Source organism: Acidisphaera sp. S103 (assembly GCF_009765975.1).
Lineage (GTDB): Bacteria > Pseudomonadota > Alphaproteobacteria > Acetobacterales > Acetobacteraceae > Rhodopila.
This window is the reverse complement of record NZ_LMUJ01000015.1, coordinates 41,858-63,819: the sequence shown is the minus strand read 5'-3', so window position 1 is coordinate 63,819 and position 21,962 is coordinate 41,858. Positions and strand designations below refer to the sequence as shown.

The following is a 21,962-nucleotide window of genomic DNA, read 5'->3' as shown; positions in this document are numbered from 1 at the left end:
CCACTGCGATATCCTGGAAACCGGCAACGATTCATTCCGCTTCAAACAGCGTAAGAAACAGCCGAAAACGCGCTGACCAAGTAGAAACTTTTGGACGCTGTTACCTGGAAAATATTCAACGCTGATTGACAGTACTGGGCGCCGACAGCGATGACATGGGCGTTTGCTACATGGTCGAGATCAATCTCGCCATGGATGGCATGGGCCGTCATCCACAGCGAATCGAGGAAGCCATCAGCTTCTTCCGAGCGAGACTCGACGGAAGCCGTTACCACCTCGCCACTGTGCACTACACCATCGGCAACGCCTTCCATGGCCGCACAGCATCATGTCACGTAGAGTCGATGCTCATGGAATTCATCCATTAGCCGATCGAATCGGCGGTGGACCCATTTAGTCTCACCCACTATCAAGCGGAAACGACCACGGGGATGAGTATGATGGTGAATCTCCCGATCGCGCCTTGGGGAGCGCAACCGGGCTGGTTCTTGTCAGGAGGCCTTTGACGGTTGTCTAACCGGAAAGAACTGGTTGTCCGGTCGGGGCAGGCCAAGGTGCTCGCGCAGTGTCGTGCCTTCGTACTCGCGACGAAACAGCTCGCGCCGCTGCAGTTCGGGAATCACCAGGTCGACGAACTCATGCAGCCCGGATGGCACCGTATGGAACATCACGTTGAACCCGTCGGACGCTTCCGTCTCCAGCCATTCCTGCATCGTATCGGCGATGTCGGCCGGCGTTCCGACGATCTGGAAGCCGCCGTGGCTGCCGGCGATCTGTGCGAGTTGGCGGACCGTCAGGTTTTCACGCCGGGCAAGGGCGACAAGGCCGTCACGGCTGCTGTGACTGGCGTTGGATTGCGGGATAGCGGGTAGCGGCTCGTCCAGCGCGAAGCCTGACGCGTCGACGCCCAGGCGCATGGACAGGTTCGGCACGCCACTGTCGGGATGAACGAGACTGTCGAGCAGCGCCTTTTTCTCCCGCGCCTCTTCCCTGGTCCGGCCCACGATCACCAAAGCCGCCGGCAGGATCTTCAGATGCTCCGGCGGCCGGCCGAGGGCACGCATGCGGGCTTTGACGTCCGCATAGAAGCGGCGGCCGCTTTCGATGTCCGGGGTCGATCCGAAGATGACCTCGGCGGTCTGGGCAGCGAGCTGCCTGCCTGCTTCGGACGCGCCCGCCTGCACGATGACGGGCCAGCCTTGGACCGGGCGGGCGATGTTGAGCGGTCCCCGGACCGACAGATGCTCACCTTTGTGGTTCAGGACATGCATCTTGTCGGGATCGAAGAACAGGCCGCTTTGCTGGTCGTGCAGCCAGGCATCGTCGGCGAAGCTGTCCCACAGGCCGGTGACCACTTCGTGGAACTCGATCGCCCGCCGGTAGCGTTCGTCGTGCTCGACGTGATCGTCCAGCCCGAAGTTCAGTGCCGCGTCCGGGTTCGACGTCGTCACGATATTCCACCCTGCCCGGCCGTTGCTGATGTGATCCAGCGAGGCAAAGCGGCGGGCGATGTGATACGCCTCATCGAACGTAGTGGACGCTGTCGCGATCAGCCCGATGCGCTGCGTGACCATGGCGAGGGCCGACAGCAGGGTCAGCGGCTCAAACGACGTCACCGTGGCGCTGCGGCGCAGGGCGGCCATCGACATGTTCAGCACGGCGAGATGGTCGGCCATGAAGAACGCATCGAAACGGCCTCGCTCCAGCGTCTGGATGAAGTCGACCAGGTGCTTCAGGTTGAAGTTGGCGTCGGGGTAGGCGCCCGGATAGCGCCACCAGGCGGTGTGGATTCCGACCGGGCGCATAAACGCACCGAGATGAAGCTGCTTGGTCATCGCGTATCTCATGTGTTGGTCCGCTGCTATCCGGTCAGCGGATCGGGAAGCCGAAGAATTTCGCCACGGTAGGGCCCGTCGCGTTCGCCGTCACGTCGTGTGAGCGTTCATCATCCATCATGGGCCGGGTGCTGTGATGGCGGATCGATCTGCCGGATAAGTTGGGCACTCAGCCGACAAGGGCAATATCGGTGCCGATCGCTAAACGTGCGACTCAGGCGACCTCGACCTCATGCCAGAAGCCGAATCGTCCACCGACGTGCTTCAGGGAGGGCTGAGGCGCTTCATAGGACCACGCCGCACGTTCATATCGGACACCGTCGATAACCACGTCGTAGAACTGGACGCTGTGCGGACAGGCAAGGTCTGCCTGCGTCTTCGGCACCTTCCGCAGAAGATCCAGCCGCGTGGCGGAGGCTGGGAAATATTTGTAGCCGGCGCCGACCTCGATAGCGTCACTCTCTGCGATGATCTGGCCGTTCAGGGTTGCGCCAGAAATGACCGCTGGCGCAGCCATGGACCAGATAAGCGATGCCGTCGGCGAACAGCAGCCACATCGCGCCCAGGTGCCAGGCCGGTGCGCCGGCCAGCCAGCCGCCGAGGCCGGTCCAGGCCGGAAACAGGAAAGGCAGGCTGGGCGAGGCGTTATAGAGTTCCCAGCCGCTGAAGATCATGCAGCCCATGGCATAGACCCCGATCCAATGCATGACGCGGATCGCGACCGGATGCGCCGGGCGGCGGCTTGTATCACGTCGGTCCATAGCGGTTGTCCCTTCTCGCGGCGGGAATCCCCCGCGCTTGCGGCGCGGGGGTGGCCGTCACATCGGTGGCTTTACGCCGTCGACACCGACCGCGACCGTGTTCGCCACGAGAACGGCTAGGACCGCTATTGGCGAACGTGCCGCCTTACTGAAGGCGGCAGACATCCACAGCCAAAGGAGGTTTCAATGGGCAACTGTCGCATAAAGTCACGGTGGTCACTGGTGCGTCCAAAGGGATCGGCGCGGAGATCGCCCGCGAGCTGGCGGCCGAGGGCGCTTCCGTTGTCGTGAACTACGCGGGCAGCCGGGACGTCGCGGCAAAGTCGTGGGTGAAATCGACCGTTACGACACCGGTAATGTCGACGACCGTGAAGCAATTTCATCCCGCGTGTTCGCCTGTGGTCAAAGTGCCTTCGGGTTTTGTTGGTAACGCGCCCGAACGGCTCTTCACATGATCGATGAAGGCCCGCAGCTTGGGCATCATTTGCCGGTGGCCGGGATAGTAGAGAAACACACCCGGTCCCATGGGCGCGAAGGATTCGAGCACCCGCATGAGTTTCCCTGCTTTCACCGCGCCGGCCGCGATCGGGTCGGGCACCTGCGCAAGGCCCAGTCCTTTGACAGCCGCACCAAGCATTGTGGGCATGTCGTTGGCGATAAAGGGTCCTGAAACGACGACTTCGACGGCCTCGTTGCCGCTGACAAAGGACCAGGGCGTGATCGACCCGTTCGAGCGCCGCATACGCAGGCAGGCGTGCTGGCGCAAATCGTTGATGCGTTCCGGCCGCTGCCGCCGGCGCAGATAGTCGGGGCTGCCGACCACGGTCAGCGGGAACGGCGGCGTCAGACGCACCGCGATCATATCGGCCTCGATGAACTGGCCAAGCCGGATGCCGGCGTCAAATCCTTCGGCGGCGATATCGACCAGCTCCGCGCTTGCGGCGATCTCAACCTCGACCTCGGGATAGGCCTGGCAGAACGACGCGATCAACGGCTCCAGCAGGATCGGCACCACCGCCCGCGGCACCGTCAGGCGCAACAATCCGGAAGGCCGCTGCCCAAGCTCACGCGCGACCTCGCTTGCGGCGACAAGTTCCTCGAACGCGGGCTTGGCACGCGCGTGAAATCGCTCGCCGGCTTCGCTCAGGCCGACACTGCGCGTCGTGCGGATAAAAAGTGCCACGCCGACACGCGCCTCAAGGGCTCGTACCGCCTGGCTGATCGCTGACGGTGTTACCCCGAGCTCCGCGGCCGCTTTGCGAAAACTGCGGTGATGGGCAACGTTCAGGAATGCCTCTACGCCGTCGAGCGCGCCCTGTCTGACCGTGAAGTTTCGCTTCATAGCCCATCGACATTATCGTGGATAGTCGCTCACCGGAAGTGGCCATACATGTGATCAATCATTTCGCATGGAGGCCCTCTGATGACTGCCGCCGCCCTTCCCGCCGGTATCGTTTCGCCCAGTCCCGCTTGGCGCAGCCTGCTTTGGCTCATCCCGCTGACGGTCCTGTGGACTGTGTTGATCACCTGGCAGCCGTTTATCCCGGAAAGCGGTGTTCCGACCTCGGCACACCAGTTGATGGCCCATGGGCTTATCGCGGTCGGTTTGTGGCTCGGTCTCGAGAGAACCGGCCTGACGCCGAGCCAACGCCAAGCGACCTGGCTGGCGATCATGATCCCGGACACGCTTTGGTTCGCCGTCGCCTGGAGCACGGCGATCAATGGCGTGTTCATCACGGGCGCCACAGCCTTACCGTGGCTGCCGATGGCGATCTTCCTGCCGGTGATCATCGGCGCACCCCTGCTGCTGTTGTCGAAGCGTGTGGGCCAGGTGCTCGACGCGATGCCGGTGACGTGGCTCGTTGCGCTTCAGCTTTACCGCATATTCGGCAGCTGGTTTCTCGCTGCCTGGCTGCGTGGGGCGGCGCCCGGCGTGGTCGCGGTGCCGGTGGGAATGGGCGATGTGCTGACGGGCATGTTCGCCCTGCCGACGGCGATCGCCTTGGCGAGCGGCACGGCTCAGGGCCGGAGGACCGCGATGATCTGGAATATCTTCGGCCTGGCCGACTTCGCGGTCGCGATCACCTTGGGGATGCTCACCTCATCCGGCCGGTTCCAATTGATCGTTACGAATTTGTCGACCTTCAACGCCGGCGTTTATCCGAATGTGCTGACCCCCGCTTTCGTGGTGCCAAGCTCGATCCTGCTGCACGCGCTGTCGCTGCGCCAGTTGCGCCGGCGAGTCCGGGCGGAGGCGGCGCGGGGCTAGACGCGCCAGCGCGCCGCGGCGGAAAAGTGCAAACCCTCCGGCCTCACGAGAATCGCGGTAAATGCGATTGGCCGGAGAATTTTTCACGCTCTCACAGACCCCAACGTGTACTAATGAGTAAAGTGAAAAGCTATTTTTTGCACAAAAACAAGATCGACGGCGCCCTGGAACTCTGCCGCATCGCCCCTTGATGTATAAAAATCAACGACACGTCGCTGTATGTGAAATTATCCAAGTATATTCTGTCCAGATCCTTATATACACTTGGATATTACGGACTCAACAACGATGTAATCCTCTTGAATGCCATAATCGTCTGTGCAACGGTGCCGCAAAACTTGGGAGAGTGGCATGTCTGGAAGCCTGGACTGGTCGATCCGCATCGTGTCGGGCACCGGCGGTACCGTGTTCGAATCCCGGGTTCCCAATGCAGTCCCGGGCGTGCTGCAAGCGCAAATCGGCGACATTGTTACCTGGGGCAACGCCACCACGGAAACCCATCAGCCCTGGCCGACCCAGGGCAACACGCCCACGGGCGGCCCAGCGTCTCCGGCCGATCCAGTGCTGTTCTTTTCAGACCCGATCGCCGCGAACGAGTCGTCCAACCCGCAATTCGTGGTGCCTGGCGTGCTGACCACGCCGCCCACCACTCTGAAGGCCGGATCGGTGCTTTATTATTGCTGCAAGAACCACCCGACATCTTCGACCGAACGCGGCCAGATTGTCATCTTCTGAACGGTCGGTATCCCACAGTAATAACGTACAACAGAGCCCAGCAACGATCTGGGTCGCTCACAGGGATTGGGAAGGCCATTATGAGAGCTTCGAGCATCGCCAACGGCACCACGCTTGGACGCCGGCCCCTTCGGGCGCGCTGGCTGCTGGGCCTGCTGGCCATAGCCGCCGTGTTGTTACCGCAAATCCACCCGGCTCTAGCTCAATACGTCACCTGTCCGCCGGTCGTCGATCTGACCACCACCAAACTGCCGGAAATCGATGCCGCGAACGGGCGGTTGAAGGGCATCGTCGTCCTGGCCGACGAACAGCGCGCACTGACCATCGTCAAAACCTTGCCCAACGGCAAAGAGACCAAATGCGTGCCGCAGTTGCAACGGTTCTTCCAGAACCATGAAAACACCGGCCCGACCGACATGAACACCGTCGCCCCGCCGGCACCGGGTCCGACCCTGCGAGCCAGCCTCGGCGACGTCGTGGAGCTGACCTTCCTGAACCAGATCGATCCGCTGGATTACGGCAACACCGTAGACCGCTGGGAGAACCTGCCGGCCGGTCCCGTCGTGCCCGGTGCCGGCTGTGATTCGGTCACCAACGGCACCGGTTACCCGAAACTGTCCAACGGCACCTTCGATACCATGCCGAACTGCTTCCACGGGTCGACCACGGGCAATCTGCATTTCCACGGCACCCACACCAGCCCGATGGGCACCGCGGACAACGTGTTCCTGGGCATCCGCCCGTCGCCGCGGAAGAATGGCGCTCCAGTGGTGACCGCGGCGTCGGTCGCCACCGATTTCAACGCGTTCTTCGCCAACTGCGAGAGCAAGCTGAAAGCCAATAATCTGCTGGAATTTCCGCTGACCTGGGCACAGTTGGGCATTCCGAACTGGGTGGACGGCCAGAAAGCGATGCTGGCGGCCTATGACGCCGGTAAACCGAAGCAACAGCAGCTACTGCCCGTGGACCTGGATCAGGACAAGGCTGGAGCATTCCCGCAATACTATGTCGGTTCGTTCCCGTACTGCTTCCTGCTGCCGAAATATCCCGGCACCGAACAGCCGGCCAATTCCATGGTGATGGGCCAGTCGCCGGGCACCATGTGGTATCACGCCCACAAGCATGGATCGACGGCGATCGACGTGTCCAACGGGATGCTGGGCGCCTTCATCATCGAAGACAACTCGCCCGAGGGCTATGACGGCTTCATCAAGGGCTTCTATCTGCATCACGCCAACAACCGCAAGCTGGTCGGGCAGACCGCGCCAGCGCCTAACTGGCCGATCCTGCAGACCACGATGGTGGTTAACCAGTTCGCTGGCACACCGAAGTTCGAAACCGGCGCCGGCGGCCAGGCTCCGTTCTCCATCAACGGCCAGCAGGTGCCCAACGTCACGATGTATCCGGGTGAGGTGCAGATGTGGCGGATCGTCAACGGCTCCACCATCAGCGGCTTCTATCTGCCGGCCCTGCCGGCGGGGTTCACCTGGCGGCAGACCGCGCAGGATGGCGTACAGTTCGATACGTTCAACTATGACAGCCGAGCGGAACGGCCGGTGTTCGTGGCGCCAGGAAACCGGATCGATCTTCTGGTGCAGGCACCCACCAATCCCGGGGCTACCAAAACCTTCCCGGTGTTGGTGACCCAGGGTGTCTCGCAAAGCAAGGCGCAGAAAACCCTGACTCCAACGACGCAGTTGATGACCATCGTGCTGGCCGGCACCGGCCCGACGATGCCGATGCTGCCTTCGATGCCGCCGCGGCCCAAATTCCAGAATGACATTCCGGCCAACGCCACCAACGCGCCGGAGCGGACGCTAAACTTCAACACCGCCGGTCAAGGTTCCGGCGCCAGCCAGCACACCATCGCCGTCGACGGCGGCCCGCAGGAGAAATTCGAGGAAGGAGCGCCACTGACCATCGCCAAGCTTGATACGATCGAGGAATGGAAAATCTCCAACACCACCAACGGCGGCATCGACCACCCGTTCCATATCCACATCAATCCGTTCCAGGTCGTGGAAGTGTTCGATCCCAACCAGCCGCTGCTGGACAGCCATGGTCATGCGGTGTTCGAAAACGGTGTCGCCGTGCCGCTATATGTGTTCACCACGCCAACCCACGCCGGCCAGTGTCAGCTGAACGGCAACGATCCGACCACTTGGCACCCGTGCCCCACAACACCCTCGATCTACAGCAAGGGTACCAATATCTGGTGGGACGTGTTTCCCATTCCCGACGCCACGACGGTGCCATCCGGTGTGCCGGGCGCCGGTGCCGTGGTCCCCGGCTACTTCAAGATGCGCACCAAGTTCGTCGACTACGCCGGTTCCTTCGTGCTGCACTGCCATATCCTGGCCCACGAAGACCGCGGCATGATGTTGCAGGTCAACCTCGCCGTCGCCCCGGGGATGCCGATGATGCAGCATCACTGACCGCGGTTCGGCTGCGGAGAATGAGTGTTTATGACACGATGGCATCGGACTTCGACCGGCGCCGAGCTTTGCCGGATGGTGTGCCGGAAGCGATCCGGGACACAATTCTGGCCGCGATAGGGACCGCGCGGCCGGCGATCCTGGATCTGGGCGCCGGGGCGGGCCGGATCGGCCGGTCCTTCGTTCGGGCCGGCGACGACTACATCGGTGCCGACCTGTCATTCGGCATGCTGCTGGCGTTTGCCGGCAGCGTCGCGGCACCCCGCCTGGTACAGGCCGACGGCGCCCGTCTGCCGTTCGCCGACGCAACGTTCGACGCCGTTCTGCTGGTGCAGGTCCTGAGTGGCGCGCATCGTTGGCAGCATCTGCTGACTGACACGATGCGGGTGCTGCGCCCCGGCGGCGCCTTGATTGCCGGCCGCGTCGTCGCGCCGGACGACGGGATCGATGCTCGGATGAAAGCGCGTCTGGCGACGATCCTGGACGACATCGATGTCCATCCGTATCGCGACAAGCCGCGCGACGATGCGCTGTCGTGGCTGATTCGGACCATGCCGGAACACACGGTTCGGACGGCCGCCACCTGGACCGCGGAACGCACACCTGCCGCGTTCCTGGAGCGGCATGCAGGAGGAGCACGGTTCTCCGTGCTGGATGCCGCGGTGAAGCAGGACGCCATGCGCCAGCTTGCCGTCTGGGCGACTGGGCAATTCGGCTCCCTCGATGCCGCGTTCGCCGAAAATTACAGTTTTGAACTAACCATCCATCGCTCGCAGCAAGGGATACCCACCTGAATGGCCAATGCCGTCCAAGACTCGATGCTGACCGACCTGGGCAAACGCCTGGTCGGCGGGTCGCTCAGCGACGAATCGCTGATGCGCGCGACCGGCGACACCCCCAACCTCGCGCTGGTGCCATGGGCCAATGTGGTGAAAATCGGCGGCCAGAGCATCATGGATCGTGGCCGGATGGGATTGATGCCGGTGGTGAACGAGATCGTCGCCAACCTGCCGCGCCACAAGATGATCCTGGGCACCGGCGCCGGCACCCGCGCGCGGCATATCTACTCGGTGGCGATCGATCTTGGACTGCCGGTGGGGGTGCTGACGGTTCTGGGCACTGCCGTCGCCTGGCAGAACGCACAGATGCTGCAATATTTGCTGGCCAGCCACGGTATCGCATTTTTGGAGCCGGAAGGATTCGCCTCCGTCCCGCACTATCTGATGGAACGCGGCGCCGTGATCTGCCAAGGCATGCCACCCTATAAACTGTGGGAGCAGAACCCCGAGATCGGCCGCATCCCGCCCCAACGCACCGACACCGGCTGCTATCTGATCGCCGAGGTCTTCGGCGCCCGCAAAATGATCTACGTGAAGGACGAGGACGGCCTGTACAGCGCCGATCCGAAGAAGGACCCGCATGCCGAATTCATTCCGCGCATCAGCGTGCAGGAACTGCTGAAGCGCGACCTCAACGATCTGGTCGTCGAACGAGCGGTGCTGGAGATGATGCTGAACGCCCGCCACATCCGCGAGATCCAGTTCGTCAACGGCCTGAAGCCCGGCCAGCTGACGGCCGCGCTGGATGGCGAACCGGTGGGAACCATCATCTACAACGCCGACGCCCCCAAGGGAGCCGTGTCATGACCGGCACCCAGCACGTCGTTTCGGCCCTGATGCGCGAGTCGCTGATGGACCGCCGAGTGATCGCCGGCACCGAGGCGCCGGTCCGCCGCATCCTGCCGAAGCTGAACGTCATCCAGATCGGCGGCCAGTCGATCATGGACAAAGGCCAGTCCGCGGTGATCCCGGTGCTGGACGAAATCCTCGCTAACCAGGCCGACTATACCCAGGTGATCGGCGTCGGGCCGGGTGTCCGAGCGCGGCATATCCTGTCGATCGGGCTGGACCTCGGGCTGCCGACGGGAGCGCTAGCGACTCTGGCAGCGAAATCGGCGGCGCAGAACGCCTACATGGTGTCGTGCCTGCTGGCGAGCCAAGGGTTCGTCTATCTGGAAGCCCCGTTCATCGTGCAGCTTCTGCCGGCGATGCTGGCGGCGACGCGCGGCGCGGTGTTCAACGGCGTGCCCCCATATGATCTGTGGGAGCATCCGCCGGCCCTGGGGAAAATTCCACCGCATGGCAGCGATGCCGGGTCCTATCTGGTGGGCGAGGTGTTCGGTGCCCGCAAGGTCATCCTGATCAAGGATGTGGACGGCGTTTACACCGCCGATCCGAAACTCGATCCCGCTGCGACGTTCATTCCGGAGATCAAGGCGGCGGAACTGATGGCGATGCGGTTACAGACCTTGCCGATTGAACCCGTGGTGCTGGAACTGCTGACACGGTCGAAGCTGGTGAAGAGCATACGGATCATCAATGGGCTGGTACCGGGCAACCTGACGAAGGCGCTGGCCGGCGAGCCAGTAGGGACGCTGATCCACAGCTGACGGTGGGCATGGGGTTCACGGCCGCCCCTTGGCCAGCTGGATCATTGTGGCCCGGATTGGTGCCCGGGGGTCACGCAGCATGTAAGGCTCTGGACACTGTGAGGCGTGGCGAGGACGCGGCGGATCATAACGCCTTGGTTGCTCGTTGCGTGTTGGGTCGCTGTCGGTCTGGCATTACAGCATCCAATCTCATCTCGAACGATGCTGACCATTCACTACAACGGTTCAAACGATTTCGATGGATGTGGATGTTCCTCGGGTTAGGCTAAGCAGCGGCGGCGAGGGGCGCTCTCCCGCGGATCATGTCCGACGCCTTTTCCGCGATCATGATGGTGGGTGCATTGGTGTTGCCCGAGGCCACTGTGGGCATGATGGAGGCGTCCACCACCCGCAGCCCCTCCATTCCGTGCACCCGCAATTCTGCATCCACCACCGCCAACGGGTCAGGACCCATACGGCAGGTACTGGTCTGGTGGAACGTCGTCCCGCCGGTTTTGCGCGCGTACTCCAGCAGGTCCGCATCGGACCGCACGTTCGGGCCGGGCAGATATTCCGACTCGATGAACCGGCGTAGATGATCGGTTGCCAGGAATTCGCGGCAGAGTTTCAGACTGTCCACGATGGTGCGTTGGTCATTCTCCGCCGAGAGGTAATTCGGAAACATCGCCGGCGTATCCCTCGGGTCGGCGCTGCGCAGTTTCAGTTCACCCCGGCTGTCCGGCCGCAACTGATAGCCGATCAGTGTGAAACCGGAAAAATCGTGGAGCCCTTTGGCAGGGTTGTCGGCACTAAAGGGAGAGATGGTGAATTTCACATCGGGTGAGGCCAGTTCCGGCCGGGTGCGTGCAAATAGAGCGACTGGTCCGACGCCCATGGTCAGCGGCCCGCGGCGGCGGAGGAGATAATCCAGCCCGACGCCCAGCTTCCTGACGTTGCTCTGCATGACGTCGTTCAAGGTGATCTTCTGATTGCACCGCAGTTTGATGGCACCTGAGTAGTGATCTTGCAGACTTTGCCCAACGCCGGGCAGATGATGCACGACCTCGATCCCATGTTCGCGCAGGTGCTCCGCCGGCCCGACGCCGGACAACAACAGAATGTGCGGTGATCCGATCGCCCCACCGCACAGGATGACTTCCTTCCGTACCCGAACGGACCGTGCGACGCCCGCTTCCTGAAAGGCGATGCCGACAGCGCGCTTGCCCTCGAAGATCACCCGTTCAGTCAGTGCGTTGGTGATAACGCGCAGGTTGGGCCGCTTCATGGCGGGTTTGAGATAACCCACGGCGGTGGACCAACGCTTTCCGTTTTTTGTTGTGGTCTGCTGGTAGCCAACGCCTTCCTGCACTTTCCCATTGAAGTCGTTGTTGCGCGGGAAGCCCAGTTCCGCGGCGGCTTCGATGAAGGCGTCGCAGATTGGATGGGTATAGCGCACATCCGATACCGCGAGCGGTCCATCGCTGCCGTGGTAATCGTCGCCGCCTCGCTCCTGGCTTTCGGATCGCTTGAAATAAGGCAATACGTCGGTGGATGACCAACCTGGATTGCCGAGTTGGCGCCAATGATCAAAGTCCTCATGCTGGCCGCGAATGTAGATCATGCCGTTGATCGACGAAGATCCGCCGAGGACCTTACCGCGCGGCCAGTACATGCGGCGGCCGCCGGATTTCGGGTCGGGTTCGGTTTCGAACATCCAGTTGACCTTTGGGTCGGCAAAGGTCTTGCCAAAGCCCAGCGGTACATGGATCCAGAAGTGGTTGTCGTTGCCGCCGGCTTCCAACAGCACGACCTTGTTGGTAGCATCCTCCGATAGGCGGGCGGCCATGACGCACCCAGCGGAGCCGGCGCCCACCACGACATAGTCAGCCTCGATCGCATCCTCGGCGGCCATCGCGTTTTTCTCTCCCGTTTCCCACTTGGCCTGAGTGTGCGCGGTGGCGGCGACAGTCTCAAGGGAGCATCGCCTGAAAATTCACCTTGGCATGGGTCTTTTCGATGGCCCGATACAAGTGCTTCCAATTGCTTCACACCCTCTCCTCAGGGTTGAGCGTGGCGCTCGTGTATCGCAGGCCACCCATTGTGTATCCGTCTTGCCGAGCCTGGACCACCGAGATCCGATAGACGTTCTCAGCATACTGTCAAATCTCTGTGGTATCTGGTAAGTTAAAGGAACAGTTTCGTTATTCCTTTTGAAATATAGCGCTGCGCCTTGAAAGTAAGGAGGGTTCCGGCGATGGAAAAACGTGACGTTCCGGGTGTCCACCGCTACGACGCGCCGGCTGGCGGATGGGGTGCGCTGCGGGCGACGGCCCGTGCGGTCGCCGAGCAGATGCACATCGCCGAGGCGCCTCTTCTGCTGCTGCGCACGAACAAGCCTGATGGCTTCGACTGCCCGGGCTGTGCCTGGCCGGACAAGGAACATACCTCGACCTTCCAATTCTGCGAGAACGGCGCCAAGGCCGTCACCTGGGAGGCGACGAAGAAGCGCGTCACCCCGGAATTCTTCGCCTCGCATACAGTCACAGCGCTACTCCAGCAGAGCGATTACGAGTTGGAGGATCATGGTCGCATCACCCACCCAATGGCCTACGACCCGGCGAGCGACACCTACGTGCTGCTCGAATGGGATGCCGCCTTCGCCCGCATCGGCGGCGTGCTGCGCGGCCTGCCCGCCCCCGACATGGCGGAGTTTTATACCTCTGGTCGAGCGTCGAACGAGGCGGCGTTCCTGTTTAACATCTTCGCCCGCGAATACGGTACGAACAACTTCCCCGACTGCTCCAACATGTGCCACGAGGCAACCAGTGTCGGGCTTCCCCAGGCGATCGGCATCGGCAAGGGCACCGTCTCGCTGGAGGATTTCGACCATTGTGACCTGATCATCGCGATGGGCCACAATCCCGGCACCAACCATCCGCGCATGATGGGCACGCTGCACGAATGTGCTCGCCGCGGCGTGCCGATCATCGTGTTCAACCCGCTGAAGGAGCGGGCGCTGGAGCGCTTCGCCGACCCGCAGAACCCGATCGAGATGGCGAGTTTCAGCGCAACCCCAATCGCCTCGACCTATTATCAGGTCAAGGTCGGCGGCGACGCTGCGGCGCTGAAGGGCATCATGAAGGCCGTCATCGCCCGCGCCGATTCTGGCGAGGACGTGCTGGATCGTGATTTTATCGCCGTCCACACCAACGGGTTCGATGCCTTCGCCGAGGATCTGCGCCAGACCCAGTGGGAGGCGATCGAGGCCGCCAGCGGCCTGACTCGCAGCGCGCTGGATCGGGTGGCCGGTGCCTATATCCGGTCGAACGCCACAATCGTCAGCTACGGCATGGGCATCACCCAACATGAGAAGGGGACACAGAACGTGCAGCAAATCGCGGCCCTGCTGCTGCTGCGCGGCAACTACGGTAAGCCCGGCGCCGGCATCTGCCCGCTGCGCGGTCATTCCAACGTGCAAGGCAACCGCACCGTCGGCATCACTGAAAAGCCCAACCCGGTGATGTTCGCCAATGTGGAAAAGGCGTTCGGCTTCCGCCCGCCGCCGCATCACGGCCACGACGCGGTCAATGCGATGAAGGCGATGGTGGATGGAAAGGCCAAGGTGCTGGTCTGCCTGGGCGGCAATTTTTCAATCGCGCTGCCCGACACCGATCTCAGCTACCAGGGGATGCGCAACCTGGACCTGGCGGTGCACCTGAATACCAAGCTGAATCGTTCGCACCTGCTGATCGGCAAAGAGTCGATCATCCTGCCCGTTCTCGGCCGTACGGAGCGCGACATGCAGGCGACCGGCGCGCAGTCGGTGACGGTCGAGGATTCAATGTCGATGGTTCACGCCTCGCGCGGTAAGTTGGGGCCGGTCTCGGAATACCTGCGTTCGGAGCCCGCGATCATCGCCGGCATCGCCATGGCCACGCTGCCTTCCAGCAAGGTCGATTGGCTGGGACTGATCGCGGACTACGATCTGATCCGCGACAAGATCGAAGCCGTCTATCCGGACTTCAAGGACTACAACGCGCGCATCCGCCACCCCGGCGGCTTCCGCCTGCCGCTGGGTCCGACCGAGCGGGTCTGGCACACCAAATCCGGTAAGGCTGAATTCATCCCGTTCATCGGACTGGCAGAGGACCCGGCGCTGACCGAAGCGGACGTGCTGAAGCTGACCACGCTGCGCAGCCATGACCAATACAACACGACGGTCTACGGGCTCGACGACCGCTACCGCGGCGTGTTCGGACGGCGTGACGTGCTGTTCATCAGCGAGCAGGATCTGGCCGTACAGAACCTGACACATGGTGACGTGGTGGAGATCGCATCCGCAATCCCGGGCCAAGAGCACAGGTGCATTCGCCTGACCGCGATCGCGCACGATATCGCCCCAGGCTCGATCGGCGCCTATTACCCGGAGGCGAACAACCTCTGTCCGCTGACCTATCAGGACCCGCAGAGCGGTACGCCATCGTACAAGTCCTTGCCGGTCCGCCTGCGGAAGGTCGCGTAGTCCGGTAAGGCCGATATCGCTTGGGGACGCTGTCGGGTCACTTCATCGACCACGTTGTTACTGAACTCTCACCGGACGTAGCCATCACCTCTTCCATCATCAATCAGGCTGCCGAAGAACTGGCCCTAAACCCATCATGGCGGCTTCGTAATGGTCAAGGTGTCCGGTACGATGGTCGGCATCTAAACCGACCTCCTTATTGGGCTGTCGACGATCACACTGATCGCTGCTCGATTCATCGCATCTTCAGAATAACCACGCGGTCGCTTGCGGGATCGGAGCGTTTGCGTAGTTCACCGACCTCCTTCGCTGAAACCGCATCGGCGTGATTGCCCCAGCTCTCGCGGATAAAGGTGACAACATCAGCAACCTGTTGATTGTTGAGCTGTTCGCGATATTGCGGCATGCGATAGGCATCCGGCCGGCCTTTGACGACGAGTGGGCTGGAGCCATTCAACACCACGTTGATCAGCGAAGCGGCGTCCCTGTCCACCACAGTCGGATTGCCCGCCAATGGCGGTACGAAGGGCGGTGCGGCGGCGCCAGTCTCGCGATGGCAGGATTGGCAATTGCTGGCGTATGTGGCCGCTCCCACTGCGTCGGGTTCTCCGCTCAGCAGTGCGGACGCGGCTGCGCCGTCATAACGATATGCTGTCTCATTGGCCGCCGCCGGCAGCGACTTAAGAAAGACCGCGATGCTGTTGACGTCATCGTCGGTGAGATAAGGCGTACTGTTGTTGATTACATCCCGCATCGATCCGAAGGCAGAGCCATGTCGATTGCTGCCGGTCTTGAGAAATTGCACGATGTCGGACTGTGACCATGAACCCAGGCCAGTCGCCACGTTCTGCCTGAGGCTCGGTGCATACCAGTCGTCGAGATTGGCACCGGACAGAAAGCGGGGGTCCTGCGCATCGAGCGCCTTCTCCTGAAACGCCCATCCACGCGGGGTATGGCAGGCGCCACAATGACCGGGTCCTTCAACCAGATAGGCACCTCGATTCCATTGGGCGTCTTTATTCGAATCGGGCGTGAAACCGCGGTGCCCGGTGAAGAACGCATCCCAGATCGCGAGCGGCCAGCGCGGACTGAAATAGACCGGGATATCGCTGGGTATATTGGCCTGGTGAACCGGTGGCACCGCGCGCATGAAGTAGTCGTACAGAGCATGCACGTCGTCGTCGGTGAGCTTGGCATAGGACGGATACGGCATCGCGGGGTATAATCGATGCCCGTCGCGTGCGACGCCGTCGCGCACCGCACGGTCGAAGTCCTTGAGCGTGTAGGTGCCGATTCCGGTTTCCACATCCGGCGTAATGTTGGTCGTTGTGATGGTGCCGACAGGGGTTCCCATTTTCAGCCCGCCGGCAAACGCCCTGCCGCCCGGGACGGAGTGGCAGGCGACGCAATCTGCCGCACGCGCCAAATACTCGCCGCGCGCGGTGGAAGGCGGGTTCGGCTGAGCAAGCGCTGGCAACGCCAGCACGACACTTGCCAGCAATGCAGCAATCGAGCGCATTCGTATCATTACGGTCGCGCTCAGGCTGTCGTCGAAAGATCGTGATCCTTCAGCGGCAAACTGCGAATGCGTTTGCCGGTGGCAGCGAAGATGGCATTCGCCAGCGCGGGCAATGCAGGCGGCAGGGCCGGTTCTCCCAGGCCAGTGGGCGGATGGTCGGTTACCAGAAAATGCACCTCCACGGGAGGTGCCTGGCGCATGCGCAGCGGCAGCACGGTATCGAAGTTGCCCTGCACCACTTTGCCGCCGTCTATCAGCACAGCCTGGCCCAATGCCGCGCCGATCCCGTCCAATGCCGCACCCTGCGCCTGGTTTTCCGCGTTCAGCGGGTTGATGATCTGGCTGCCGATGTCACCCGCGACCCAGACTTTATCGACCGTGATCGCTCCTGCACCGCTCACGGTCGCCTTGACGACCTCGGCGAAGTAGCCGAGGTGGCTGAAGTAGTACGCTAGGCCCATGCCAGTGCCACTCGGCAGCTTCTCCTTGCCCCATCCGGATTTTTCCGCGACCAGCTTGATCACGCCGGCCATGCGTCCGGTATCAAAACCCGGGCCGGCGCGTGGGCCCGGTGGGTCTGGCAGCAGCCGTGGTTTGCCCAGGATGTTCAGGGCGAACGCCACCGGATCCTTGCCCGCCGCATGCGCCAATTCGTCGAGGAACGACTGGAAGGCAAATCCCAGCCCGTTGGACCGCGGCGCCCGCATCGGGCCTGTCGGCGCACGCAACGGGATCAGTGACGCGCCGAACTCGAGATTCTCAATCATCCTCGCCGGATATTCCGCGGGGCCCATATCGGCGGAGTTGGCGACGGCACCGTCGAGGCTGAAGGTGACGAAATGGTCGGACAGCGCAACCAGGTTGCCATCCGCGTCCAAGCCCCCCTTGAAGAAGTGGTAGCCCGCCGGGCGGTAAAAATCGTGCCGCATGTCGTCTTCGCGGGTCCACAACAGCTTGACGGGCGCACCGGCCACTTTCGAAATCCAGGCAGCCTCCACCATATAGTCGTTGCTCAACCGCCGTCCGAAACCACCGCCGGCTCGTACCATGTGCACCTTGATCGCCGATTCCCGAATGCCAAGCGTGGCGGCGACAAGTTTGGAGCCCGGCGCGGGATTCTGGGTCGGCGCCCAGATCTCGACCTTGCCATCGGCGAATGACGCGGTGCAGTTCTGCGGCTCCAGGTCAATATGCGACAGAAACGGATAGTGATAGGCTGCTTCCAGCACATGGGTCGCTTTGCCGAACCCGGCATTCACGTCGCCGTCCCTGCGCAGGATGATCTCGGGATTGCCCGCGGCCATCCGGTTTGCGGTCGCGGCGAAATCCGAACTGCTCTGACCGGCGATATCGCCTTCGTCCCAGGTGATCTCCAGTTGCTGACGTGCCCGGTTCGCCTGCCACCAGCTATCGGCGACAACGGCCACGCCATCCAGCAGCCCATGCAGGTCTTTGCCGCCCTTCACCTCGAACGCCGCCCTCACACCCGGCAGCGTCCGGATCGCCGCGACATTCGAACCGATCAGCTTGCCGCCATGCACATCGCATTTCTGGAACACGGCATACAGCATGCCGGGAACGCTCACATCGATGCCGAACATGGGCTGGCCGGTGACAATCCGCGGCACCTCGATGTTGCGGGTCGGCTTCCCGATGATGTTGAACGTCTTCGGGTCCTTCAGCGGGACGGTCTTCAGGTTAGGGACCGGCAGCGTTGCCGCCTTGGTGGCAAGTTCCCCATAGGACAGGCTGCGTCCGCTGGCTGCGTGCAGCACCTGACCCGGCGATGTCGTGCAGTCCGTCGCCGGCGCATTCCATTCCGCCGCCGCCGCCGCGATCAGCATCTGCCGGCCAGCGGCACCCACCTGACGCAGCGGCAACCAGTTCACCGGAGTCGCCTGGCTGCCACCGGCAATCTGCGCCGGGTAGCGTGGATCGAGATCAGCCTGCTCGATCTGCACATCCGCCCAGGCGACATCCAACTCCTCGGCGATCAGCATCGGCAGCATGATCTTGATGCCCTGGCCGCATTCGGGGTTCTTCGCGGTGATCGTGATCTTTCCATCCGGCGCGATGCGGACATAGGCGTTGAGAGAAACCGCGTCGGGACTGGCTTTACCCAGTGTTGCCGCATACGCGCCGAGTGGGATTCTGGCCGACAGCAGCATGCCGCCGCCGACGGCGAGGCTGGCCCTGAGGAAGTTTCGCCGGTTCAACATGATCAGGCCCTCCCCGCTTCGGCGGCCCGTTTGATCGCGGCGCGAATGCGCGTGTAGGTGGCGCAGCGGCAGACATTGCCGCTCATCGCTTCATTGATGTCGTGGTCGGTGGGTGCCGGGACGCGCGTCAGGAGTGCCGTGGCCGACATGATCTGGCCAGCCTGACAGTATCCGCATTGCGGCACATCGAGGTCGATCCAGGCGGCTTGGACATGCTGCCCGACCTTGGTCTGGCCAATCGCCTCGATGGTCGTGATCGCGGCATCGCCAACCGCGGCAATGGGCATCTGGCAGGAACGGATGGGAAGGCCGTTCAAGTGAACCGTGCAGGCACCGCACTGCGCCGCTCCGCAGCCAAACTTGGTGCCCTTCAGGTCCAACGTGTCGCGCAGAACCCACAGGACCGGGGTTTCGCCATCGATGTCGACGCTGTGTGGCACGCCGTTGACCGTAATCGTGTATTGCATCGGACGGATCACCTTCAAGCAGCCAATGATATCGCAGACGACCGTGGATCGGAGCACCAAACCTACGCCGCGGCTTTTGCCCGTGCCGCTCGGCAAAAACCCTTGACGAGCCGGTCATCTGTCGGCGTTTGAGGTAGGATAGCCATTAATTCGGGCGTCCGGCAACGGGACACGGCATGCGTTTCGGTCAAGCTGCTGAACACCAGGGGCGACACGTGTCGCCGTCCTCGAGGCCGCTGTCAGAACTGCTTGTCCATAGGATGCGGAAGCGGCCCGGTCAGATGCTCCGCGAGCTTGCGCGAGGGCATCGGCAGCGCGTCGAAATCGCGCGCCACCAAGCTGATCCGCCGGGTCGCCCAATCCTCCAGCAGATCGATAGCCACCAGCGCGTCCCGCATCTGCATGAGCTCGAAGGCCCGGCGCGGCATCACGCCGATGCCCATGCCGTTGACGATCATCCGGCACATCGCATCAAGCCCAGTGACCTGGATCCGCAGCCGCACCGCCTCGCCGCGCGCCGCCGCCGCTTGCTGCATGGCCAGATGGATCGAACTGTTGGAATGCAGCCCGACATGGTCGAATGCCAGCGCCTCGGCGAACGGCAACGCCGCCCGGTCCGCGAGCGCGTGCCCGAGCGGCACCACCAGCGCCAACTGATCCTCCCGATAGGGGCGCGTTTCCAGCGAATGGCCAGGGCCGAGCACAGCGGCGTTGCAGATGCCAAGCTCGGTCGTGCCCTCGCGCACCGCGCGAAGCACATCGGCACTCAGATGCTCCTCAAGGTCGATCTTGACCATCGGATGCGCACGCGCGAAGGCACCCAAATCCTCGGGCAGGAACTGGATGATGGCGGAAATCACCGCATGCATCCGCACATGACCGCGCACGCCGCTCGTATATTCCGACAGATCCGCCTGCATGCGTTGAAACCCTGCCAGTACGGCTCGGGCGTGATACAGCAGGCTCTCGCCAGCCGGGGTCAGGTCCACGCCGCGGGTGTGGCGGTAAAGCAGGGTGGTCTCCAACACCGCCTCCAGATCGGACAGGCGCTTGCTGGCGGCGGAGACGGCGATATTCTCCCGCTCCGCGGCGCGGCCGATCGACCCGAGTTCGCAGACCGAGACGAACAACTGCAACGATGTGACGTCCAGCCGGCGGGCGAAGGAGCGGCCGGTGAGCTGCATGCGATCGATGTCCCTTTCGCGAGGGACACTATCACCCGGCAGGTGCCTCGCACATCTGTTGCAACGCCGCGAAGCCGATAATCCGCCCGGAGAGCGCGCTCGCCGCCACGGTGTAGGGATTGGCGAGCCAAACCTGTCCCGGCCCCGAACGGCCAGGAAAATTACGGTTGATGGCGCTGATCGTCACCTGTCCCGCCTCGGTGGATTGGCCCGGGCCGCAATTGGCGCACGCGCCGCAGCCGGGCATCACCATATCGACGCCCGCGCGGGCGAACACCTCCAGATAGCCGCGCTCCTCACAATAGCGCCGAACATCCAGCGTGCCGAACTGCAGATAGAGCCGTACCCCCGCGGGGACCCGCATGCCGTGCTCCAGCCCCCACCGCAGCACCGCATGATAGCCATCGAAATCGTCCCGCTTGCCTGCGGTGCAGGAACCGCCATAGGCGATATCCACCGCAACCGTCTGCTCCAGCGCGTCAATCTCGATCCCATTGCCAGGATCGCCGGGCCGCGCGACCAGGGGAGAGATGCTGCCGGCGTCGATCGAGACGCGATGGCGATACCGGGCGCCCGGGTCGCTCGCCATCCAGGGTTCCAGCGCGAAGTCGATGCCTCGCCGCTCACGCAGGAACGCCAGCGTCTTCTCGTCGGGCGCCACGATACCGGTGAAGCCGCCGAGCTCCGCAGTCATGTTGGTCAGTGTCGCGCGTTCGTCGATCGAGAGTGCCCGCACCGTGCCGCCGGCGAATTCGAACACCGCGCCAATGCCGCCACCTTGCCGCATCTCCGGCAGGCGCAGCAGATGCAGCACGATGTCTTTCGCCGTCACGCCAGGTTGCAGGTCGCCATCGATATCGATACGCAGCGTCTCCGGGATCGCGCAGCGGATATAGCCGGTCACCCAGGAGTGGGCGATGTCGGTGGCACCGGCGCCGAACGCGAGGCAGCCGAGCGCACCCGAATGCGGGGTATGCGAATCGGTGCCGACCACGATCTGACCCGGCAGCACATAGCGTTCCGCCATCATCACATGGCAGATCCCCTCCGCGCCGCTGCCATCGGGTAGGGCGCCATGTACCAGTACCGGATAGCGCGCGACGAAATCCTCATGCGCCGCGACCAGATCGCGAATGCCGGGCAGCAGTCCGTCGCGGCGATGCGGCAGGCTCTGCGGCGCCAGCACCAGATGATCGTTGAAGGCGACGATGCGATCCGGCCGATGCGGCGCCACGTCCTCACCAAAGCCTTTCCGCATCGCATGTGCGGCCATGCCGGTGAAATAGTCATGGCTGAAGCGCCAGTCCGCCGCGACAAACACGCCCGTGCCCGGCCGCAGGGATGCGGTCTCGGGGTGCAGATGGCGGGCGAGGATCTTCTCCACCAACGTGCGCGGCGCCGGCGCTTCGGCTACAGGCTCTGGCTTCGGCCAGGATCGCGTGCGGCTGAACGCCATCAGCCCGCCCGCCGCAATGATCTGCCGGGTGATGGAGTCACGCCCTTCCTGAAAAGCCTCGATCGGGATGGCCTCGCCTGCGCGGATGCGGTCGATCAGCGAGAAGTCGGTGCTCGTCAGCAGGCCGATATT

At 62.9% G+C, this 21,962-nt stretch carries 19 protein-coding genes; 8 read left to right on the top strand and 11 right to left on the bottom strand.

Going from position 1 to position 21,962, the window contains the following annotated elements:
* Positions 1–41: 41 nt before the first annotated feature.
* The 4 genes from GSQ89_RS01695 to GSQ89_RS01680 all read right to left on the bottom strand — a co-directional run bounded on the left by GSQ89_RS01695 (position 42) and on the right by GSQ89_RS01680 (position 2,596).
* Positions 42–314: a hypothetical protein gene (locus GSQ89_RS01695; protein WP_158921383.1), complete on the bottom strand. Its 273-nt coding sequence runs from the start codon at positions 312–314 to the stop codon at positions 42–44.
* A gap of 177 nt (positions 315–491) precedes the next feature.
* Positions 492–1,835 carry an LLM class flavin-dependent oxidoreductase gene (locus GSQ89_RS01690; protein ID WP_158921381.1) on the bottom strand — a complete coding sequence of 448 codons (1,344 nt, stop codon included), beginning with the start codon at positions 1,833–1,835 and terminating at the stop codon, positions 492–494.
* 214 nt (positions 1,836–2,049) lie between these two features.
* Positions 2,050–2,352 (bottom strand): DUF427 domain-containing protein, encoded by a 303-nt coding sequence (locus GSQ89_RS39975; RefSeq protein ID WP_158921379.1) that lies wholly within the window; start codon positions 2,350–2,352, stop codon positions 2,050–2,052.
* Positions 2,291–2,596 carry a hypothetical protein gene (locus GSQ89_RS01680; RefSeq protein ID WP_216855963.1) on the bottom strand — a complete coding sequence of 102 codons (306 nt, stop codon included), beginning with the start codon at positions 2,594–2,596 and terminating at the stop codon, positions 2,291–2,293. Before GSQ89_RS01680 ends, GSQ89_RS39975 begins: the two co-directional genes overlap by 62 nt.
* A 212-nt stretch (positions 2,597–2,808) precedes the next feature.
* Here GSQ89_RS01680 and GSQ89_RS39970 point away from each other — a divergent pair, with 212 nt between their 5' ends.
* Entirely contained in the window at positions 2,809–3,051 is a 243-nt protein-coding gene (locus GSQ89_RS39970) for an SDR family NAD(P)-dependent oxidoreductase (protein ID WP_371734204.1), read from the top strand.
* On the opposite strand, the gene GSQ89_RS01670 is transcribed toward GSQ89_RS39970, so the two are convergent.
* Positions 2,976–3,938: a LysR family transcriptional regulator gene (locus GSQ89_RS01670; RefSeq protein ID WP_158921377.1), complete on the bottom strand. Its 963-nt coding sequence runs from the start codon at positions 3,936–3,938 to the stop codon at positions 2,976–2,978. The two genes, GSQ89_RS39970 and GSQ89_RS01670, sit on opposite strands and share 76 nt — an antisense overlap.
* An 81-nt stretch (positions 3,939–4,019) precedes the next feature.
* On the opposite strand from GSQ89_RS01670, the gene GSQ89_RS01665 reads away from it, so the two are divergent.
* The 6 genes from GSQ89_RS01665 (at position 4,020) to GSQ89_RS01640 (ending at position 10,484) form a co-directional block, all read left to right on the top strand.
* Complete coding sequence (locus GSQ89_RS01665) at positions 4,020–4,865, top strand: MFS transporter (protein ID WP_158921375.1); 846 nt, start codon at positions 4,020–4,022, stop codon at positions 4,863–4,865.
* A gap of 351 nt (positions 4,866–5,216) precedes the next feature.
* Positions 5,217–5,600, top strand: coding sequence for a hypothetical protein (locus tag GSQ89_RS01660; protein ID WP_158921373.1), 384 nt, complete (start codon positions 5,217–5,219; stop codon positions 5,598–5,600).
* A gap of 80 nt (positions 5,601–5,680) precedes the next feature.
* Complete coding sequence (locus GSQ89_RS01655; protein ID WP_158921371.1) at positions 5,681–8,035, top strand: multicopper oxidase domain-containing protein; 2,355 nt, start codon at positions 5,681–5,683, stop codon at positions 8,033–8,035.
* A gap of 20 nt (positions 8,036–8,055) precedes the next feature.
* Positions 8,056–8,829 (top strand): class I SAM-dependent methyltransferase, encoded by a 774-nt coding sequence (locus GSQ89_RS01650; protein ID WP_158921369.1) that lies wholly within the window; start codon positions 8,056–8,058, stop codon positions 8,827–8,829.
* Positions 8,830–9,681, top strand: coding sequence for a uridine kinase (locus GSQ89_RS01645; RefSeq protein ID WP_158921367.1), 852 nt, complete (start codon positions 8,830–8,832; stop codon positions 9,679–9,681).
* Positions 9,678–10,484, top strand: coding sequence for a hypothetical protein (locus GSQ89_RS01640; RefSeq protein WP_158921365.1), 807 nt, complete (start codon positions 9,678–9,680; stop codon positions 10,482–10,484). Before GSQ89_RS01645 ends, GSQ89_RS01640 begins: the two co-directional genes overlap by 4 nt.
* A 265-nt stretch (positions 10,485–10,749) precedes the next feature.
* Here GSQ89_RS01640 and GSQ89_RS01635 read toward each other — a convergent pair whose 3' ends face one another.
* Positions 10,750–12,375: a GMC family oxidoreductase gene (locus GSQ89_RS01635; RefSeq protein WP_158921363.1), complete on the bottom strand. Its 1,626-nt coding sequence runs from the start codon at positions 12,373–12,375 to the stop codon at positions 10,750–10,752.
* Positions 12,376–12,717: 342 nt separating this feature from the next.
* Here GSQ89_RS01635 and GSQ89_RS01630 point away from each other — a divergent pair, with 342 nt between their 5' ends.
* Positions 12,718–14,985, top strand: a complete 2,268-nt coding sequence (locus tag GSQ89_RS01630; RefSeq protein ID WP_158921361.1) for an FdhF/YdeP family oxidoreductase — start codon at positions 12,718–12,720, stop codon at positions 14,983–14,985.
* Positions 14,986–15,220: 235 nt separating this feature from the next.
* Here the strand turns inward: GSQ89_RS01630 and GSQ89_RS01625 are convergent, their stop codons facing one another.
* The 5 genes from GSQ89_RS01625 to GSQ89_RS01605 form a co-directional block, all read right to left on the bottom strand.
* Positions 15,221–16,504: a cytochrome c gene (locus GSQ89_RS01625; protein WP_158921359.1), complete on the bottom strand. Its 1,284-nt coding sequence runs from the start codon at positions 16,502–16,504 to the stop codon at positions 15,221–15,223.
* Positions 16,505–16,524: 20 nt separating this feature from the next.
* Positions 16,525–18,723, bottom strand: a complete 2,199-nt coding sequence (locus GSQ89_RS01620; protein WP_158921357.1) for a xanthine dehydrogenase family protein molybdopterin-binding subunit — start codon at positions 18,721–18,723, stop codon at positions 16,525–16,527.
* 2 nt (positions 18,724–18,725) lie between these two features.
* Complete coding sequence (locus GSQ89_RS01615) at positions 18,726–19,190, bottom strand: (2Fe-2S)-binding protein (RefSeq protein ID WP_158921354.1); 465 nt, start codon at positions 19,188–19,190, stop codon at positions 18,726–18,728.
* A 239-nt stretch (positions 19,191–19,429) separates the two neighbouring features.
* The gene (locus tag GSQ89_RS01610) at positions 19,430–20,374 is read right to left on the bottom strand and encodes a LysR family transcriptional regulator (RefSeq protein WP_158921352.1); all 945 of its coding nucleotides are present in this window, start codon (positions 20,372–20,374) and stop codon (positions 19,430–19,432) included.
* A gap of 31 nt (positions 20,375–20,405) precedes the next feature.
* Positions 20,406–21,962, bottom strand: a 1,557-nt coding sequence (locus GSQ89_RS01605; RefSeq protein WP_158921350.1) for an aconitase family protein, incomplete at its 5' end; no start/stop codon positions are given.

Bases quoted from the DNA above. Each gene is read 5' to 3' on its own strand.
- GSQ89_RS01615 (WP_158921354.1), bottom strand. From the start codon at position 19,190: ATGCAATACACGATTACGGTCAACGGCGTGCCACACAGCGTCGACATC.
- GSQ89_RS39975 (WP_158921379.1), bottom strand. From the start codon at position 2,352: ATGGCTGCGCCAGCGGTCATTTCTGGCGCAACCCTGAACGGCCAGATC.
- GSQ89_RS01665 (WP_158921375.1), top strand. From the start codon at position 4,020: ATGACTGCCGCCGCCCTTCCCGCCGGTATCGTTTCGCCCAGTCCCGCT.
- GSQ89_RS01660 (WP_158921373.1), top strand. From the start codon at position 5,217: ATGTCTGGAAGCCTGGACTGGTCGATCCGCATCGTGTCGGGCACCGGC.
- GSQ89_RS01620 (WP_158921357.1), bottom strand. From the start codon at position 18,723: ATGTTGAACCGGCGAAACTTCCTCAGGGCCAGCCTCGCCGTCGGCGGC.
- GSQ89_RS01625 (WP_158921359.1), bottom strand. From the start codon at position 16,504: ATGCGCTCGATTGCTGCATTGCTGGCAAGTGTCGTGCTGGCGTTGCCA.
- GSQ89_RS01645 (WP_158921367.1), top strand. From the start codon at position 8,830: ATGGCCAATGCCGTCCAAGACTCGATGCTGACCGACCTGGGCAAACGC.
- GSQ89_RS01680 (WP_216855963.1), bottom strand. From the start codon at position 2,596: ATGGACCGACGTGATACAAGCCGCCGCCCGGCGCATCCGGTCGCGATC.
- GSQ89_RS01695 (WP_158921383.1), bottom strand. From the start codon at position 314: ATGGAAGGCGTTGCCGATGGTGTAGTGCACAGTGGCGAGGTGGTAACG.
- GSQ89_RS01610 (WP_158921352.1), bottom strand. From the start codon at position 20,374: ATGCAGCTCACCGGCCGCTCCTTCGCCCGCCGGCTGGACGTCACATCG.
- GSQ89_RS01630 (WP_158921361.1), top strand. From the start codon at position 12,718: ATGGAAAAACGTGACGTTCCGGGTGTCCACCGCTACGACGCGCCGGCT.
- GSQ89_RS01640 (WP_158921365.1), top strand. From the start codon at position 9,678: ATGACCGGCACCCAGCACGTCGTTTCGGCCCTGATGCGCGAGTCGCTG.
- GSQ89_RS01670 (WP_158921377.1), bottom strand. From the start codon at position 3,938: ATGAAGCGAAACTTCACGGTCAGACAGGGCGCGCTCGACGGCGTAGAG.
- GSQ89_RS01690 (WP_158921381.1), bottom strand. From the start codon at position 1,835: ATGACCAAGCAGCTTCATCTCGGTGCGTTTATGCGCCCGGTCGGAATC.
- GSQ89_RS01635 (WP_158921363.1), bottom strand. From the start codon at position 12,375: ATGGCCGCCGAGGATGCGATCGAGGCTGACTATGTCGTGGTGGGCGCC.
- GSQ89_RS01650 (WP_158921369.1), top strand. From the start codon at position 8,056: ATGAGTGTTTATGACACGATGGCATCGGACTTCGACCGGCGCCGAGCT.
- GSQ89_RS01655 (WP_158921371.1), top strand. From the start codon at position 5,681: ATGAGAGCTTCGAGCATCGCCAACGGCACCACGCTTGGACGCCGGCCC.